Raw genomic sequence first — 17,440 nt, forward strand, 5'->3', positions numbered from 1 at the left:
AATAGGTATCTTTGACAAGATCGTAAATAAAATCAAAGTCTATGGCTTGTTCAATCTTCCTTACCAAATGATCTTCTGGAACCAATTGATCAAGAGCCACCATTTCCAATTGATTTCGATTATTGTCAGTACGCTTCGATAACATCCTAAATTTCCCCCGTTAACCAAGAATTCTATCCCTATTATACAAAAAAAGCCTGTAGATTTGGCCCCTAGTTAGGGACTTTGTCTACAAGCTGAAATCATCCATCTCTTGATGGATGATTTTTTTCTCTCTCCTCCGCTCCCCTGCCGTTTTTAAATGTCTTCCCTTCCGATTCCTGAGTTCATAAAAAAAGCAGGTTGAACAAGTCAACCTGCTTTCAATTTCAGCGGAAAATTATTTTCCGGCTAATTTGTTTCTTAATACCATTTGTAGGATACCGCCATGACGGTAGTAGTCTACTTCCACTTCAGAATCGAAGCGGGCGATTGCTTGGAATTCTTTCACAGTTCCGTCTTCGGATTTCGCAGTAACTGTTAATAATTGACGAGGTTTTACATCGTCAGTGATATTAACGGAAATTTCTTCTTTACCAGTTAAGCCGAGAGAATCTGCGCTTTCGCCTTCCAAGAATTGTAGCGGCAATACGCCCATCATTACCAAGTTAGAACGGTGGATACGTTCGAAGCTTTGGGCGATAACTGTTTTGATTCCCAATAGGTAAGTACCTTTTGCTGCCCAGTCACGGCTGGATCCCATGCCGTAATCTTTGCCGGCAAGTACTACAAGGCCAGTGCCTTGTTCTTGGTATTTCATGCAAGCATCGTAAATGTACATTACTTCGCCAGTTGGCCAGTAAGTTGTGAATCCGCCTTCTGTACCAGGTGCGATTTGGTTGCGGATACGGATGTTTGCGAAAGTACCACGCATCATGACTTCATGGTTACCACGGCGGGAACCGTAAGAGTTGAAGTCACGGATTGCTACACCTTTAGAAATCAAATATTTACCTGCAGGAGTATCTTTACCGATTGCACCAGCTGGTGAAATGTGGTCAGTTGTTACAGAGTCGCCCAATTTTGCGATTACGCGCAAGCCTTTAAGTTCTTTGATTGGTTCAGGCTCTTTAGATAATCCTTGGAAGAATGGCGGATTTTGAATGTATGTTGAATTTTCATCAAATGTGTATAAAGACTCAGTTGATGTTTCAATTGCATTCCATTTTTCGTTTGCTGTGAATACTGTTTCGTATTCTTTTCTGAACAGTTCAGGCGTAACCACTTGATTTAGGATGCTGTATACTTCTTCAGAAGATGGCCATAAATCTTTGAAGTATACGTCGTTGCCGTCTTTGTCTTTTGCGATTGGATCGTTGAGAAGGTCGATATCCACTGTACCAGCTAACGCATATGTTACCACTAATGGTGGTGATGCTAGGTAGTTGGCTTTTACTAATGGATGGATACGGCCTTCGAAGTTACGGTTACCGGAAAGAACGGAAGTTACGAACAAATCTTTCGCTTTGATTGCTTCTTCGATTTCAGGAAGCAATGGACCGGAGTTACCGATACATGTTGTACAACCGTAACCTACAGTGTTGAAGCCGATTTGATCCAAGTAATCTTGCAAACCGGATTGTTTTAAGTAACCAGTAACAACTTTAGAACCTGGTGCTAAAGAAGTTTTTACCCAACGAGGCGGTTTAATTCCGCGTTCAACCGCTTTTTTCGCAACAAGACCTGCAGCGATCAATACATATGGGTTGGATGTGTTTGTACAAGATGTAATCGCAGCGATTGCAACTGCACCCGCAGGCATTTCCACTTCTTCGCCGTCAGCGAATTTGATTGTGGAAGTTTTGCTGAATTCATCTTCTGTTAAACCGAAGCCTTGTACGCCAGATGGTGCAACAACAGCTTCGCGATAGCGTTTTTTCATTTGAGATAATGGAATCAAGTCTTGAGGGCGTTTAGGACCGGAAAGGTTCGCTTCGATTTCGCTCAAGTTGATTTCCAACACATCAGTGTAAACCGGTTCGAAGTTTGGATCAAAGAACATATCGTTTTCTTTCAAGTATTTTTCGATTACTTGAACATGTTCTTCGTCACGGCCAGTTAAGCGCAAGTAGTTAAGTGTTTCATTGTCGATTGCGAAGTAACCGCAAGTAGCACCATATTCAGGAGCCATGTTGGAGATTGTCGCGCGGTCAGCAAGCGGCAATGTTGCAACACCTGGACCGAAGAACTCAACGAATTTACCAACTACACCTTTTTGGCGCAATACTTGAGTTACTTTCAATGCCAAGTCAGTGGCAGTAGCGCCGTCTGGAAGCTTACCAGTGAATTTCACACCGATAACTTCTGGGATTCTGAAGTATGATGGTTGTCCAAGCATTCCTGCTTCAGCTTCGATACCGCCAACACCCCAGCCAAGAACGCCAAGACCGTTGATCATTGTTGTATGGGAGTCAGTACCAACTACTGAATCTGGGAATGCTTCAAATGTACCGTCTTCATTTTCTTTAACATGGATTACAGGTGCCAAATACTCCAAGTTTACTTGGTGAACGATACCTGTAGCTGGAGGAACCGCACGGAAATTATCGAATGCAGTTTGTGCCCATTTTAAGAATTTATAACGTTCAGCATTGCGCTCGAACTCCAAATCCATGTTAACTTGTAATGCGTCAGGTGTACCATATTTGTCTACTTGTACAGAGTGGTCGATTACAAGGTCAACTGGAATTTCAGGGTTGATTTTAGCAGGATCTCCACCAAGTTCTTTCATTGCGGAACGCAAAGATGCCAAGTCCACAACTACTGGAACCCCAGTGAAGTCTTGTAGAACTACGCGGGATGGTTTGAAAGGAACTTCACCTTCTGGATCTGCACCTTCAGCCCATTTTGCAAGGTTGTTTACGTGTTCTTCTTTGATTACATAGTTGTCATATTGACGTAGAACAGATTCCAAAAGAACTTTGATGGAATAAGGAAGACGTGATACGTCAGCAATGCCTGCTTCTTTTAATGCCGCTAAACGGTAATAGTAGTAAGTTTTACCGTTCAGTTCAAAAGAAGCGCGACTGTTGTGTAAGTTGCTCTTTGTCATATGTAATCCCCCTATATTAGTTTTAAAGGCTATCGAGTTCTCTTCTCCATGACCAATAATAACTTACTTAAATTCATAAGTAAATTACATTAAAATTATGTTTTGTCATTAGAGATTTTTATTGAACCTGATGGCCAATTCAATTTTATTCCAAAAGATTCAACATTTCAATGAAATAATAAAAAATGCACCATTCATGAAATCCATGAATATTTTGGATAATTCCAATTATAGTTTATACTTACCTTCCAAAAAATTAAAGGGACTTTTTATGAATAATTATTCCTTTTTAAAAAATGAATGATTAAATAGATAATTCGCTGATTATTTTCCCTTTTTCATTTTTGACTTTTATATCAAAATGCTCCCGGGTTTCCAATTGTTTTAGCTCTACATACCAAATAGAATACTCATTTGCCTGATATAAATCCGTCGCAATTTTTGGCATATCATTAAGTTCCACAATTTCCGCGTTGGTTCCATTTATTTCTACCAGAATATTCCCCCTGCCCTTGATTGCCCCAAAAAGGATTTTTTCATCGGAGTAGGCTGCCGAAATTTCGTTTTCCTTTATTGCTTCCGGCCACTTTCCTTGGACAATTTCCCCCTCTTTCCAACCTTTCCAGGTTTTCTTGACCACAACAGTTCCGTAATATTTGCCGTCAGCCAAAAAGAAGTAACGATGTTCTTTCTTATTTATTGGACCGTCTATCCACACATAATCCCGATCTTTCGGCAGCGCTTCCGCCGGCGTATCATATCCGGCTCCGAAAAAATGGATTGAATATTGCTGGTATAAAAATCCGGCAATGATAAAAAGCAGAGCGATCGACAGTATTCTTGCAATCCGGTTATTCAAGGATGTCCTCTCCCTTTCAGACTTGAGAAGCTATAATATAAAATTTTCCTTTTACATAAAATGAAGCATATTCGGCTAAGAAACTGAAGCACTTTCCTCGTAAATACTTTGCGGCTTCCCCATGCCGATTCACTTGCCCTCCGATCCGTGTTGCACATCATTACATACCATTTTAGCGGAATCCTTAAATTTTTTGCTCAGTTTCAACAAAAAAGGATTAGAATTCCAATTTTTTAGTGAGAATAAGTGTACGGAAGCTTTTAGGAGGGGTTATAAGATGATTCGTTCAATCTATAACTTGATGTTCTCAAAATTCAAAACACTGAAAAGCACCTTAACGAAAACAGCCGATGGAGAAATCATTCAACTATTTCCGAAAAAATATAAGGAATCCGTTCAAATAGATAAAGATGTGACATTAGTAGGGGATCCAAGCGGCCAGACCGTAGTCGAAGGCATGCTGATCATTCCGAGAAACGTCCGTGTGATTTTCCGGCAGATCACCCTTTCCCCCAATGCCCAATTGTATATTGAAGGAGAAGCAATTTTTGAGCGCTGCATCATCAAAGGAAATACGGATGTATTGATTACCGTGAACGGCGGATATATCAAAGCTGTCGAAAGCGAATTTAAAAAAGCCGGAGAAGTGGGCATTGCATTATTGAACAACAGCAATGGAATATTTAAGGGCTGCAAGTTTCGGTTTAACGGGGACACACATCTGTTCATCAAGCAGTCAAAAGCCTACCTGGAATCATGTGAAGGCTCCAATGCATTAAAAAGTTTATGGATTACGGACGGATCTTTTGTACAAACAAAAAAATGCCATTTTCATCATCATATTGACACACAGATTTTGGCGGAAGGTGCAACGTATATCGACGACGGAAGCACTATAGAAAGCGGGGATGGCCTGGGAATTGCAGCCAAGGCCGATTCGGAAGTGACGTTGCATTCGACAATTCTCTATTCCAATGCTTCTGTACAATTGTTTATTGAAAACAGCAGAGTATCCGGAAAATATTGCACGATTCAAAATGGGAAAGAATGCGGCGTCATGTTGCATGAAAGCGAAGGATTTTTTGCCCACTGCGAAATTTCCAACCATCAATCAACGAATGTTCAAGCAAAGAAAAAATCAATTGCCCATTTTGAACGTTGCGAAATCCATTCCGGACATGAAAATGGCATTTTCATCGGCAAAGATTCAATTGTCAATTGCAGTGAAACGATTATTAAAAACCATTTATCCTTCCAAGTGGTTGTTTCGGAAAAATCCATTTGTTCCATGAAGGATTGTTTTATTGTGAGCGGACGCCATGTTGGAATACTTGTGGAAAAAAAATCGGAATGCATGCTCGTGGAATGCTATGTTCTTCAAAACAACAATTCCGCTTTCAACGTCGACCGGGCGATTTTGAAATTGTATCGCTGCGAAGTTTCTGATAACAACGGAAACGGTATTTTGGCGATCAACCATTCCCATGTGGAAGTGGATGGGTGCAACTTCCATCACAATCAAATGCCGCATATCGCCAGCAAAACAAAAGTGAAAATATATATCTGCAATACCGATTTCCATCGGGGAAAAAGCATATTTCTTATACAGCGTTGCAAGATGCATGCAGTAAACTCAAGGTTCCACGACAGCATGAATGTCCAAATCGAAATTACGGAACATTCCACCGCAAAATTTGAGCATTGCCAAATATATAATGGAAAATCGTATGGAGTAAAGGTTTTGAAAAATTCCAATTTCTTCTTCTACCATAGCCAAATTTTCAAGCATGATTTGGCGCAAATAGTCGTCAATGATAGTTCCGTGATTTTGAATAATTCCGAAATCTATCAAGGGAAAAGAAATGCGTTATTTATCCAAAACCATAGCGAAGTGTATATTCAGGAAAGCTTTATTTCCAAACATGCCCAGACACAAATTTGGATCGATAACGATTCTACTTTGGAGCTTCTGAGCGTACAGTTAACGGATGGGGAGCATTCGGATTTGCATGCCCAAAATCAATCAAGGATTTATGTGGAAAACAGCATGATCCGAAATGAAAAATGCCGCTATAATGTGCAAGCTCTTAATCATTCGAAAATCGAAATCGTCAAAACAATCGTCGAGAACAAATACGGGGACGTCTATTACAGCGAAAACAACAGTTCCATCAATAACTCCGATTATTGATGGGACTGTTGTTTTGTTCATGTAAATTGCATTTTTGTGAAAAATGTTCTAACTAAAGAAATTTTAGTTTGCGAAACTTGGAATCTGTGAGAAAATAGATAGTTGGAAAGGAAGAGATTCGAAAGCTATGACGACTCTAGAAAAAATTACGCCTCATTATGATCCGTGGGAAAGTTATTTGGATATTGAGAAATACGGCAAACTTGTATTATCGAATATTGAATTTACAACCACCTACTTGTGCAATATGCGCTGTGCCCATTGCGCAGTAGGATATACATTGCAAACAAAAGATCCGGATGCTTTGCCTCTTGATTTGTTGTTAAAGCGATTGGATGAAATTCCGACGCTCAGGTCTTTGAGCATCACCGGCGGAGAACCGATGCTGAGCAAAAAATCGGTTGAACGGTACGTCAAACCGATTTTGAAATATGCCCATGAACGGGGCATTCGCACGCAAATCAATTCAAACTTAACCCTTGATTTGGACCGTTATTTGGAAATCGCTCCATATGTCGATGTTCTCCATATCTCCCATAACTGGGGAACGGTTGATGAGTTCGTGGAAACCGGTTTTGCCATGATGGATCGGAAACCGACTTATGAACAGCGGGCCAAATTGTTAGAGCGTATGATTGAAAATGCCCGTGCGTTAAGCGACCATGGAGTCATGGTTTCTGCGGAAACGATGCTGAACAGAAAAACGGTGCCTTATATCGACCATATTCATCATCAAGTGGTACATGAAATGAAGTGCAAACGCCACGAAATACATCCTATGTATCCATCGGACTTCGCTTCCTCCTTGACTGATTCCAGCCTTTCATTGGATGAAATCAGGGAAACAATTCATCATCTGCTCGACATCCGTGATGAAAACACGTGGATGTTATTTGGTACCCTGCCTTTTTACCATTGCAGTCCTAAGGAAGAGGATCAAGCGCTGTTAAAACGATTGAAAGAAGCGAAAAATGTGACAGTGCGAAATGACCCGGACGGCCGTTCCCGTTTAAATATCAACATTTTTACCGGCGATGTGATTGTGACGGATTTTGGCGACATGCCGCCACTGGGAAATGTACAAACTGATTCCTTGACGGACATTTTTGAAAAATGGCTGGAAACGGATGTGGCAAAATCTTTGAATTGCCATTGTCCTGCAGTAAAATGTTTGGGACCAAATGTGCTCGTTAAAAATATGTATTATCCAACAAAGAAATTTGAAAGTGGTTCAGCAATTTAATAAGTGAGTAAGGGATGGAGTCAATGCCATCCCTTTTATTTTTTACCGTATACATAAAATCCTCTTTATAATGAAGCATCCAGCAGATTGGACAAAATCCCTTCTTAGAATCAAATCCGCTTTTAAAATTTGATGAATGGCCGATATAATAGATGAACATCCATCCAGGAAATATTATTTCCATCCTCTCAGCATTGTTTTAATCATGTTGGAAAACGACCGATTGACTTCCCTGCTTTCGTTTAATATCAACGTTTAATTTAGTTATTATAATTTTCTTTAATTTGGTAATTGCTTCAATCAATAATTGGACCAGTTTCTAATCATTTTTCGCAAAATTAGCCGGTTTATCATATTATTCTTCCTGCGGCGAAAGTATTTTTTTATCCGGAAAAGCAATAATAAGATAAAGTTTTTTCAGGATCATCCGATGAACCATTTAGTTGGAAATATTACAACAGATGCAATTCAAGGGAGTGCATCCAAATGAGAACATATCCATTCATTCTGTTTAGTTTATCCATTCTGTTTCTGTCAGGTTGTTCAACTTCCATGGAAAGCCAGGAAATTAGAATGACGGGTAAACAACAATTTAGCGCCTTGTCTACTTCTACCGAAAAGCCTTCGGAAGTATTGACGGTTCAAACCGTAGAGTTTTCCAGCGGACAAGGCGTACCGAACCTGGGTGTTGCATTGTTCGATGTGGAAACCCAACAAGAAATTGAGCGGGGAATCGCCGATAAAAACGGAATGGCCTATTTTGAACAAGTCTCACCTCAGGGATTGTATGATATTGTCATTTACCGCATCACAAAACAAGGGGAATGGATGGAACAATCCCGGGAAAGCATAGTATTTAATCCGGAGCATCCAACGGTACGTATTGAAACGTTCAATGCTTCCCCGAAAGATTATTTAAAAGTGCCGGTAGTCCTTCAAAACCCTGAATTGCCAAATGGTTGTGAAATCACTTCATTAACTGCCATCTTGAATTATTATGGAATCAAGATGGATAAATTAAACTTGAATGAATATTTGCCGAAGTCCAAAGTGTATTTAAAAAATGGTGTGTTGTACGGTCCCGACCCTAATCAGGCCTATGCAGGCGATCCGAAAGATCACGATGATGGCTATTACGTTTTTGCACCACCGCTCGTTGATGCGGCCAATAAAATTTTAACCGAGAAGAATGTCGGATTTCGGGCTCTGGATATCACAAACGCCACGAAAGAAGAAATCATTGATTATGTGCATTCCGGAGTGCCTGTTTTAACATGGGTGACCATTGATTGGAAAAAACCGAAGAAATTCGCTTCTTGGGTAATCGAGGGAACCAATAGAAAACATGTTGTATACAAAAACTTGCATGTGGTGGTTTTGATCGGCCATCAAAAAGGAAAAGTGACGATCATGAATCCTTTAAAAGGCATCGAAAAGGTGGATGAAAAAACATTTTTCCTCCGCTATGAACAATTAGGATCCCACGCTATGGTGGTTTTGTAACCATGGACTTTCCGTATGAAACTAAAAAAGCGGCTCTTTTTATAGAGACCGCTTTTTTATTCTGAAACCAAACGGCGATAACTAAGACGCCCTTTGAACCCATTATTTAAATACAATCCGTTTTTCCTCATATGCTTTGATTTTATCTTCATATTTGAACGTTAAGGCGATTTCGTCCCAACCGTTCAACAACATTTCCTTATAATATGGGTCGATGTTGAAATGATAAACGGCACCATCTTCCCCTGTTACTGTCTGCTCTGTCAAGTTTACTTCCACTGTGTATGGTTTTTGCAGTCCTTTTGCTAAAATTTCATCCACTTCTTCTTCTTTTAATTTCACAGGTAAAATCCCGTTTTTAAAACAGTTATTATGGAAGATATCCGCAAAGCTTGGAGCAATGATTACACGGAAGCCGTAATCCAAAATAGCCCAAGGCGCGTGCTCGCGGGATGAACCGCAACCGAAGTTGTCCTGTGCCACAAGAATTTGTGAACCTTTATATTCAGGTTTGTTTAATACGAAATCCGGATTCTCGTTTCCATTTTCGTCGTAACGCCAATGGTAGAACAAATATTTGCCGAATCCTGTGCGTTCAATTCGTTTCAAAAATTCTTTTGAAATGATTTGGTCTGTATCCACATTTTTGCGATCTAATGGTGTGATGACACTTTTGACGATATTAATTGGCTCCATTTATACCCGCCCTTTCATTAAGCTTGTTGTTCTTGTTTCAAATAGTTGCGGACATCGACGAAGCGTCCTTCAATTGCTGCCGCTGCGGCCATTGCCGGGCTTACGAGGTGTGTGCGAGCTCCAGCTCCTTGACGTCCTTCAAAGTTCCGGTTGGAAGTGGATGCACAACGTTCGCCTGATGGAATGATGTCCTCGTTCATGCCAAGGCAGGCAGAGCATCCGGAGTTGCGCCATTCGAAACCGGCTTCGATAAAGATTTTATCCAATCCTTCTTCTTCAGCGGCTTTTTTCACCGAGTAGGATCCAGGAACAACAATTGCACGCACGCCCGGTGCCACTTTTCTGCCTTTTACGATTTGGGCTGCTGTACGAAGATCGGATAAACGGGAGTTTGTACAAGATCCGATGAACACATGCTGGATTTCAATGGAAGTGATTGGCTGACCTTCTTCCAATCCCATGTATTCAAGTGCTTTTCTTAATGCCTGCTTATCAGTTTCGGATTCATAGTCGTCAACAGTCGGCACTCTTCCGGAAATTCCTGTACCCATGGATGGGTTTGTTCCCCAAGTTACATATGGCTCAATTTCACTTGCGTCGATTTCAAGCACTTTGTCATATGTGCATCCCGGATCAGATGCAAGGCTTAACCAATATTCAGCCGCTTTATCAAATTCTTCTTTCGGAGCAAATCGGCGGCCACGCAAGAATTCAACCGTTTTTTCGTCCGGAGAAATCAGGCCGGCTTTAGCCCCCGCTTCGATGGACATGTTGCAGATTGTCATCCGTTCTTCCATGGACAAATTGCGGATCGCTTCACCGGTATATTCAATAATATATCCAGTGCCTAAACCTACTCCCCACTTGGCAATGATTGCCAAGATGATGTCTTTTGCCGTTACGCCAAAGCCGAGTTTGCCGTTGACGCGGATTTCCATTGTTTTCGGTTTGTTTTGCCATAATGTTTGAGTTGAAAGAACGTGTTCCACTTCGGAAGTACCGATTCCGAAAGCCAATGCTCCAAACGCGCCGTGTGTGGACGTATGGGAGTCACCGCAAACGATCGTTTTTCCTGGCTGTGTCAAACCTAATTCAGGTCCGATGACATGGACAATTCCTTGGTCCGGATGACCGATGCCTGCAAGTTGAATGCCGAACTCAGCACAGTTTTTCTCCAATGTGCTCATTTGTTTTTTCGCAATCGGGTCATTCACCGTATAAATATCTTTTGTCGGTACGTTATGGTCCATCGTTGCAAAGCAAAGATCCGGACGGCGAACCTTTCTTCCGGCAAGTCTTAATCCTTCAAAGGCTTGTGGAGACGTTACTTCGTGAATTAGATGAAGATCGATATATAATAGATCCGGTTTTCCTTCTTCCCGATGAACTACGTGTGATTCCCAGATTTTTTCAATAATATTTTTTGCCATCTTTACCACCAACCTTTAAATATATGATTCCATGATGCTGTCTGAAACGAAACTTGTATCGATTTCAGCGATGACTTTGTCAGTCCATTCATCTGTCGTTAAAGCTTTTTCTTTATCTGTTGCAAGATCTCTTGTAAAGTATCCGTCTTCAAATACGGCATTGACTGCGCGTTCGATTTCCGCCGCTTCTTCTTTCATGCCGAAGGAGTATTGAAGCATCATCGCGACGGAAAGGATTGTTGCTGCCGGGTTCGCAATGCCCAATCCCGCGATCTCAGGAGCAGATCCATGTACCGGTTCATATAGACCGAATGAATCTCCACGGATGGATGCGGATGGCAATACGCCTAATGAACCTGTGATGACGGATGCTTCATCGCTCAAAATATCTCCGAACATGTTATCTGTCACAATGACATCATAATGGCTTGGATTTGTGATGAGCTTCATTGCGACTGAATCCACTAAATTATGCTCCACTTCCACTTCCGGATATTGCGCTTTTTTCTCATCCACGATTTCACGCCACAGACGTGAAGTTTCAAGCACGTTCGCTTTATCTACAGAGCAAAGTTTGCCTCTTCTCAATTTGGCAAGTTCGAAAGCATTGTCTACAATCCGTTCAATTTCTTTGCGGCTATAGATGCATAAATCGCTTGCGCCGTCTTCCGTGCGTTTCTTCTCCCCGAAGTAGATGCCGCCTGTCAACTCACGTACAATCAACAGATCCACATTATCTGCCACTTCTTTTTTCAAAGGAGAAGATTCTAATAAACTTGGAAAGGATTTTACAGGCCGCAGATTTGCAAATAAATCAAACGTTTTGCGGATTTGCAATAATCCTTTTTCAGGTCTCAATTCAGGCGGATTATGGTCCCATTTTGGCCCGCCTACAGCTCCCAATAAAATCGCGTCGCTTTGTTTACAAATTTCAATCGTTTCTTCCGGAAGGGGCGTATTAAATTGATCGATGGCAGCTCCTCCGATTGCTGCATATGCTATTTCAAAGTCGTGTTTAAATCGTTTGCCGACAGCTTTCAACACCCGAATCGCGGCTGCTACAACTTCAGGACCGATACCGTCACCAGGAAGTACCGCTATTTTCTTTTCCATTTGAAAAACACCTTTCTATTGAAGATTTTAATATAAAAGGAACCTTCCGAATGTTTAACAAACGCCATCAAACATTTGCATATTTGATGGCGTAACTGAATCGATCAACAACAATTAAATTTGTGCAATATGTTTTTTTACGAACTTTTCGTGGAATAGATATCTGTTAATCGCATCGACAAATGCTTTGGCCGTGGCTTCAAGTACGTCTTGCGAAGAATCACGTCCAGTCGTCGTCACGTCATTATAGCGAATTTTTACTACTGCATCCGCCAAAGCATCTCTGCCTTTGCTTACGGATGTCACTTGGAAATCCAGAACATTGACCTTGGAATCGACTAATTGTTCAAGGGTATTGAAAATGGCTTCAACTGAACCGGCGCCAGTCGCTGCGAGAGCTTTTGTTTCTCCCTCCGGTGTCGTAACAGAAGCGGTAGCAGTCGGAATATTGTCTGTACCATATGAAACTTGAACACTATTTAATTCAAATTTTGGAATGTTTTCAATAGATACAGACTGTTCCGTTAATAATGTAATTAGATCTTCTTCTGTAATTTCTTTTTTGCGATCGGCAAGCTTTTTAAATTCTTCGAAGGCTTTATTCAATTTTTCATCTGACAATTCAAATCCTAATTTTTGTGCACGATCGCGGAATGCGGCACGGCCGGAGTGTTTACCGAGCACAAGCGGCACTTCTCCTTCTCCCACCAGCTCAGGAGAAATAATTTCGTACGTTTGTTTATTTTTCAACACTCCGTCTTGGTGGATTCCGGATTCATGGGCAAAGGCGTTTTTGCCGACAACCGCTTTATTTGGCGGTACTAAGAATCCAGTCAAGCGGCTTACAAGTTGTGATGTTCTCTTGATTTCTTTTAGATTGATTCCAGTTTCGGCCTGGTAAAAATCTTTTCGGATGTGAAGGGCAACAGCAATTTCTTCTAATGAAGCATTCCCTGCCCGTTCACCAATTCCGTTGATGGTACATTCGATTTGGTCCGCACCGTTCTCGATTGCAGCCAATGAATTGGCCACGGCCATTCCTAAATCATCGTGGCAGTGAGCGGAGAATTTCACTTTCTCTGCTCCGCGGACATTTTCTTTTAAATATCTGAACAGATCTCCATATTCTTGCGGTGTTGCATAACCCACTGTATCCGGAACGTTGATTGTCGTTGCTCCGGCTTCAATTACTTTTTCGATAATCCGAACCAAGAATTCGCGATCGGAACGGAATCCGTCCTCAGCAGACCATTCAACAAGAGGGAAGAATTTTTTTGCATATTTAACCGCTTCAACCGCTTGCTCGACGACCTGATCAGGCGTCTTTTTCAATTTGTATTCCATATGAATCGGGCTTGTCGCCAGGAATACATGGACATGCGGCTGTTCGGCCACTTTCAATGCTTCCCATGCGCGGTCGATGTCGTTTTTTACGCAGCGCGCAAGACCTGTAACAATGGAATTTTTTACAGTTCCTGCAATCTTATTTACCGCATCAAAGTCGCCGGGGCTGGAAGCAGGGAATCCTGCTTCTATAATCGTTACCCCCAGACGTTCAAGTTGTTTTGCAATCTCAATCTTTTCTGCAGTATTTAGATTAATGCCTGGCGACTGTTCACCATCACGTAGAGTCGTATCAAAAATATCAATCTTACGCACTATTTAATCACAACCTTCCGATTTCCTTCATTGATGAAAGGCATCATTTTACGCAATTCCGCACCCACTTTTTCGATTTGATGCTCTTGTTCGCGTTTTTTGTATTCATTGAAGCGTGGACGTCCATTCGCGTTTTCTTCAAGCCATTCTTTTGCAAATTTACCGTTTTGGATATCTTCAAGCACTTTTTTCATGTTGGCTTTCACTTCATCAGTGATTACACGCGGACCGGATACATAATCTCCCCATTCGGCAGTATCTGAAATGGAGTAGCGCATGTTGGAGAATCCGCCTTCGTAGATTAGGTCCACGATCAATTTCATTTCATGCAAGCATTCGAAATATGCGCTTTCAGGCTGATATCCTGCTTCTACCAATGTTTCAAAACCGGCTTTGATTAGATGAGTAAGTCCACCGCAAAGTACTGCCTGTTCACCGAATAAGTCAGTTTCAGTTTCTTCTTTGAATGTTGTTTCAAGAACCCCTGCACGGGCAGAACCGATTCCTTTAGCCCAAGCAAGCGCAAGATCTTTTGCTTTGCCAGTCGCGTCTTGATAAACGCCGATTAATGCCGGTACCCCTGCACCTTCTACATATGTGCGGCGAACCAAATGGCCAGGACCTTTAGGCGCTACCAATATTACGTCTACATCTTCCGGCGGTACGATCTGTTTATAATGAATGTTGAATCCGTGAGCGAATACCAATGCATTGCCTGGTTCCAAGTTTGGTGCGATTTCCGCTTCATACACCGCTTTTTGTACTTCGTCGGGAAGCAGAATCATGATGACATCCGCTTCTTTGGATGCTTCAGCTACAGATTTCACATCTAGTCCATCTTGTTTTGCTTGCTCTGCTGATTTACCTGGGCGGATACCTACACGTACATCAAAACCGGATTCTTTAAGGTTTTGAGCGTGGGCATGCCCTTGTGAACCATATCCAATAACTGCGATTTTTTTCTCTTTTAATACTGTTTCATTGATTTCGTTATGATAATACATTTTTGTCATCTTTCGTTTCCCCCTAAATTTTTTATCTTTTCATATAATTTATATAATTTCAATGACAAAGACAGTTCAGAAAACTATCTTTGCATTGAATGTACCAACCATTTATTTTTCGAACAACCATTATTTCAATAATGAAAGCGGCGCGCTTTCATAGAAACTTTGTTGCACTTCGCGAACCGTTGCTGTCACACCTGTCCGCGTCAATTCTTTAATGCCGTATGGACGCACCAGTTCGATGAATGCATCGATTTTATCCGGATGTCCGACTACCTGATATGTGACAACGTTTTTTGAGGTGTCCACTATCTGCGGTCTAAACGGTTCAACAATGGCATTCATCTCCAATCTCAAGTTAGGCGGAGATACCACTTTCACCAGAGCGAGTTCGCGAAGAACAATGGATTTATCCGTAATATCATTCACTTTTAATACATCGATTTGTTTCGACAATTGCTTAATTAACTGTTCCAGTTTTACATCATCTTCAATATTTACCACCAGGGTCATTTTGGAGATATTTGGTTGTTCTGTGTGCCCAACCGTAATGGATTCAATATTGAATTGTCTTTTCATTAATAATCCCGTAACCCGGTTCAATACTCCGCTTTGATTGATGACTGTTACCGTAATTACTCGTTTCAAAACTTTTTCACCCCTACCATTTCGAAAAGTGCCTTACCAGCAGGAACCATTGGATATACATTTTCTAACTGTTTTACTCGGCAATCCACCAGTACCGGTTCATCGGAATTGATCGCTTCCGTCAAGATTTTTTCGGCTTCATCGATTGTTTGGATGCGATATCCTTTGATGCCGTAAGATTCTGCAAGTTTGACGAAATCCGGCTGAACCGGCATTAAGCTTTGTGAGTATCGGCCGTCATAGAATAATTCTTGCCATTGACGCACCATGCCGAGCGCTGCATTGTTGATGATGATGACTTTTACTGGTAGGTTGAATTCTTTTAATAATGCAAGCTCTTGCAATGTCATTTGGAATCCTGCATCGCCTAAAATGGAGATGACTTTTTTATCAGGTTTGGCAAATTGCGCCCCGATTGCAGCAGGCAAACCGAATCCCATCGTTCCAAGGCCGCCGGATGTAACCCATTGGTGGCTGTGGTTTTGAAGATAATATTGGGCAGCCCACATTTGATGTTGGCCCACGTCAGTAGTAACAATTGCATCGCCGTTTGTAATTTTGTGGATCAATTCGATAATTTGCTGCGGCAATACTTCTTTGTCATCCGCTTCATACCAGAACGGATACTCTTCTCTAACTTTGTTCAGATAGTCGATCCATTCAGCCGTATCCGGAGCTTTGAAATCATTTTTCAACAAGGCTTTCAACGCTTCTTTTGCATCTGCAACGATCGGGATGTCCGTACGGATATTTTTGCCGATTTCCGCAGGATCGATATCGATATGGATGATTTTTGCTTCCGGTGCAAAACGGGAAGTATCGCCAGTCAAACGGTCATCGAAACGGGAGCCGATGTTGATAATCAAATCGGATTTTGTAATGGCGTCGTTTGCGACCACCGCTCCATGCATGCCGGCCATTCCGTAGTTCAATTCGTGTGTGCCGGGAATGCTTCCTAAACCAAGCAACGTTGTTACGACCGGAAGTCTGTATTTTTCTACAAATTCAACAAGTTCATCGCATGCATCCGCAAATAATACCCCTGCTCCTACAAGCACAACCGGTTTCTTCGCTTCGCTGATTGCCTGGATAGCTTTCTGAATTTGCAGATAATTCGGCTTGTAATTTGGTTGATAACCTGGCAAATATACTTCGTCCGGAACATTTGCTTTCGTTTCATCAAAGATAGCCGTTGAAATGTTTTTAGGCAAATCGATCAATACCGGGCCTTTTCTTCCGGTGTTGGCGATATGGAATGCTTCCTTTACAATCCGTGGAATGTCATTTACATCTTGGACTTGATAATTGTGTTTTGTGATAGGAGTTGTAATCCCGATAATATCCGCTTCCTGGAATGCATCAGAACCGATAACATTCGTTGCAACCTGGCCTGTAAAAATCACCAACGGAATCGAATCGATCATTGCATCAGTAATACCTGTTACTAAGTTTGTCGCTCCAGGACCGCTTGTCGCAATGACAACCCCCGGTTTATTTGAAACACGCGCATAACCTTCTGCAGCGTGGATAGCTCCTTGTTCATGACGAGTCAAAATGTGGCGGATCGGATTTTTATACATCGCGTCATAGACATGAAGTACAGCACCGCCCGGATAACCGAAGACAATATCAACACCTTGATCGTGCAATGCTTGTATCAATATTTCAGCGCCATTTTTCGGTCTTTTTTCAACTTCTTGCATCCCTGATGGTGAGGCATCGATTTTTGCGTTTGTCGACGCATTAGCAGTCATTTCGTATACATCCTCCTTCTAAAATCTCTAAAATAAAAAAGCCTTTTTCTCCACCGCAAAAGAAGACCTTTTGCGAAGGGATGAAAAAGACTTTTCATGGTACCACCCTTTTTCGTAGCAAAAAACGCTACCTCTGCGAATAGCTGTACACATTCCACCCACGGCAACATAGATGGAATAGCTATTCATTGGTAACGGTGCACACGAAAATAGTGCCCGGAGCTATCTAAAGGCTTGACGCGTTCA

General features: G+C 41.6%; 12 protein-coding genes and 1 pseudogene. 3 read left to right on the forward strand and 10 right to left on the reverse strand.

All coding sequences use genetic code 11. The features are described from left to right. The 3 genes and pseudogenes from FKZ59_RS00005 to FKZ59_RS00015 form a co-directional block, all read right to left on the reverse strand. Positions 1-145 (reverse strand): annotated as a pseudogene (locus tag FKZ59_RS00005) (IS5/IS1182 family transposase); the annotation flags it as partial. Positions 146-379: 234 nt separating this feature from the next. After that, complete coding sequence (gene acnA, locus FKZ59_RS00010) at positions 380-3,091, reverse strand: aconitate hydratase AcnA (RefSeq protein ID WP_141600679.1); 2,712 nt, start codon at positions 3,089-3,091, stop codon at positions 380-382. A gap of 304 nt (positions 3,092-3,395) precedes the next feature. Further along, positions 3,396-3,950, reverse strand: coding sequence for a hypothetical protein (locus FKZ59_RS00015; protein ID WP_141600680.1), 555 nt, complete (start codon positions 3,948-3,950; stop codon positions 3,396-3,398). Between the two features lie 277 nt (positions 3,951-4,227). Here FKZ59_RS00015 and FKZ59_RS00020 point away from each other — a divergent pair, with 277 nt between their 5' ends. From FKZ59_RS00020 to FKZ59_RS00030, 3 genes are all read left to right on the forward strand, one after another. Then, positions 4,228-6,141 (forward strand): right-handed parallel beta-helix repeat-containing protein, encoded by a 1,914-nt coding sequence (locus FKZ59_RS00020; protein ID WP_181733108.1) that lies wholly within the window; start codon positions 4,228-4,230, stop codon positions 6,139-6,141. A gap of 127 nt (positions 6,142-6,268) precedes the next feature. Then, positions 6,269-7,384 (forward strand): radical SAM/CxCxxxxC motif protein YfkAB, encoded by a 1,116-nt coding sequence (gene yfkAB, locus FKZ59_RS00025; protein ID WP_141600682.1) that lies wholly within the window; start codon positions 6,269-6,271, stop codon positions 7,382-7,384. 486 nt (positions 7,385-7,870) lie between these two features. Beyond that, positions 7,871-8,887 (forward strand): C39 family peptidase, encoded by a 1,017-nt coding sequence (locus tag FKZ59_RS00030; protein ID WP_141600683.1) that lies wholly within the window; start codon positions 7,871-7,873, stop codon positions 8,885-8,887. Positions 8,888-8,989: 102 nt separating this feature from the next. Here the strand turns inward: FKZ59_RS00030 and leuD are convergent, their stop codons facing one another. The 7 genes from leuD to ilvB form a co-directional block, all read right to left on the reverse strand. Further along, positions 8,990-9,583 carry a 3-isopropylmalate dehydratase small subunit gene (gene leuD, locus FKZ59_RS00035; protein ID WP_141600684.1) on the reverse strand — a complete coding sequence of 198 codons (594 nt, stop codon included), beginning with the start codon at positions 9,581-9,583 and terminating at the stop codon, positions 8,990-8,992. Positions 9,584-9,600: 17 nt separating this feature from the next. Beyond that, complete coding sequence (gene leuC, locus FKZ59_RS00040) at positions 9,601-11,013, reverse strand: 3-isopropylmalate dehydratase large subunit (RefSeq protein WP_141600685.1); 1,413 nt, start codon at positions 11,011-11,013, stop codon at positions 9,601-9,603. A gap of 15 nt (positions 11,014-11,028) precedes the next feature. Continuing rightward, positions 11,029-12,126, reverse strand: a complete 1,098-nt coding sequence (gene leuB, locus FKZ59_RS00045; protein WP_141600686.1) for a 3-isopropylmalate dehydrogenase — start codon at positions 12,124-12,126, stop codon at positions 11,029-11,031. A 114-nt stretch (positions 12,127-12,240) separates the two neighbouring features. Continuing rightward, positions 12,241-13,785, reverse strand: coding sequence for a 2-isopropylmalate synthase (locus FKZ59_RS00050; protein ID WP_141600687.1), 1,545 nt, complete (start codon positions 13,783-13,785; stop codon positions 12,241-12,243). Further along, the gene (ilvC, locus tag FKZ59_RS00055) at positions 13,785-14,798 is read right to left on the reverse strand and encodes a ketol-acid reductoisomerase (protein ID WP_141600688.1); all 1,014 of its coding nucleotides are present in this window, start codon (positions 14,796-14,798) and stop codon (positions 13,785-13,787) included. The genes FKZ59_RS00050 and ilvC overlap by 1 nt, the downstream gene beginning before the upstream one ends. Before the next feature lie 120 nt (positions 14,799-14,918). Then, complete coding sequence (gene ilvN / locus FKZ59_RS00060; RefSeq protein ID WP_141600689.1) at positions 14,919-15,440, reverse strand: acetolactate synthase small subunit; 522 nt, start codon at positions 15,438-15,440, stop codon at positions 14,919-14,921. Beyond that, complete coding sequence (gene ilvB, locus FKZ59_RS00065) at positions 15,437-17,194, reverse strand: biosynthetic-type acetolactate synthase large subunit (RefSeq protein ID WP_141600690.1); 1,758 nt, start codon at positions 17,192-17,194, stop codon at positions 15,437-15,439. The genes ilvN and ilvB overlap by 4 nt, the downstream gene beginning before the upstream one ends. Positions 17,195-17,440: the final 246 nt, after the last annotated feature.

The sequence above is a fragment of the Ureibacillus terrenus genome (assembly GCF_006569205.1).
GTDB classification, from domain to species: Bacteria; Bacillota; Bacilli; order Bacillales_A; family Planococcaceae; genus Ureibacillus; species Ureibacillus terrenus.

Coding starts and splice junctions, on each gene's coding strand:
- FKZ59_RS00030 (WP_141600683.1), top strand. CDS start 7,871: ATGAGAACATATCCATTCATTCTGTTTAGTTTATCCATTCTGTTTCTG.
- FKZ59_RS00020 (WP_181733108.1), top strand. CDS start 4,228: ATGATTCGTTCAATCTATAACTTGATGTTCTCAAAATTCAAAACACTG.
- leuB (WP_141600686.1), bottom strand. CDS start 12,126: ATGGAAAAGAAAATAGCGGTACTTCCTGGTGACGGTATCGGTCCTGAA.
- yfkAB (WP_141600682.1), top strand. CDS start 6,269: ATGACGACTCTAGAAAAAATTACGCCTCATTATGATCCGTGGGAAAGT.
- ilvC (WP_141600688.1), bottom strand. CDS start 14,798: ATGACAAAAATGTATTATCATAACGAAATCAATGAAACAGTATTAAAA.
- ilvB (WP_141600690.1), bottom strand. CDS start 17,194: ATGACTGCTAATGCGTCGACAAACGCAAAAATCGATGCCTCACCATCA.
- acnA (WP_141600679.1), bottom strand. CDS start 3,091: ATGACAAAGAGCAACTTACACAACAGTCGCGCTTCTTTTGAACTGAAC.
- leuC (WP_141600685.1), bottom strand. CDS start 11,013: ATGGCAAAAAATATTATTGAAAAAATCTGGGAATCACACGTAGTTCAT.
- leuD (WP_141600684.1), bottom strand. CDS start 9,583: ATGGAGCCAATTAATATCGTCAAAAGTGTCATCACACCATTAGATCGC.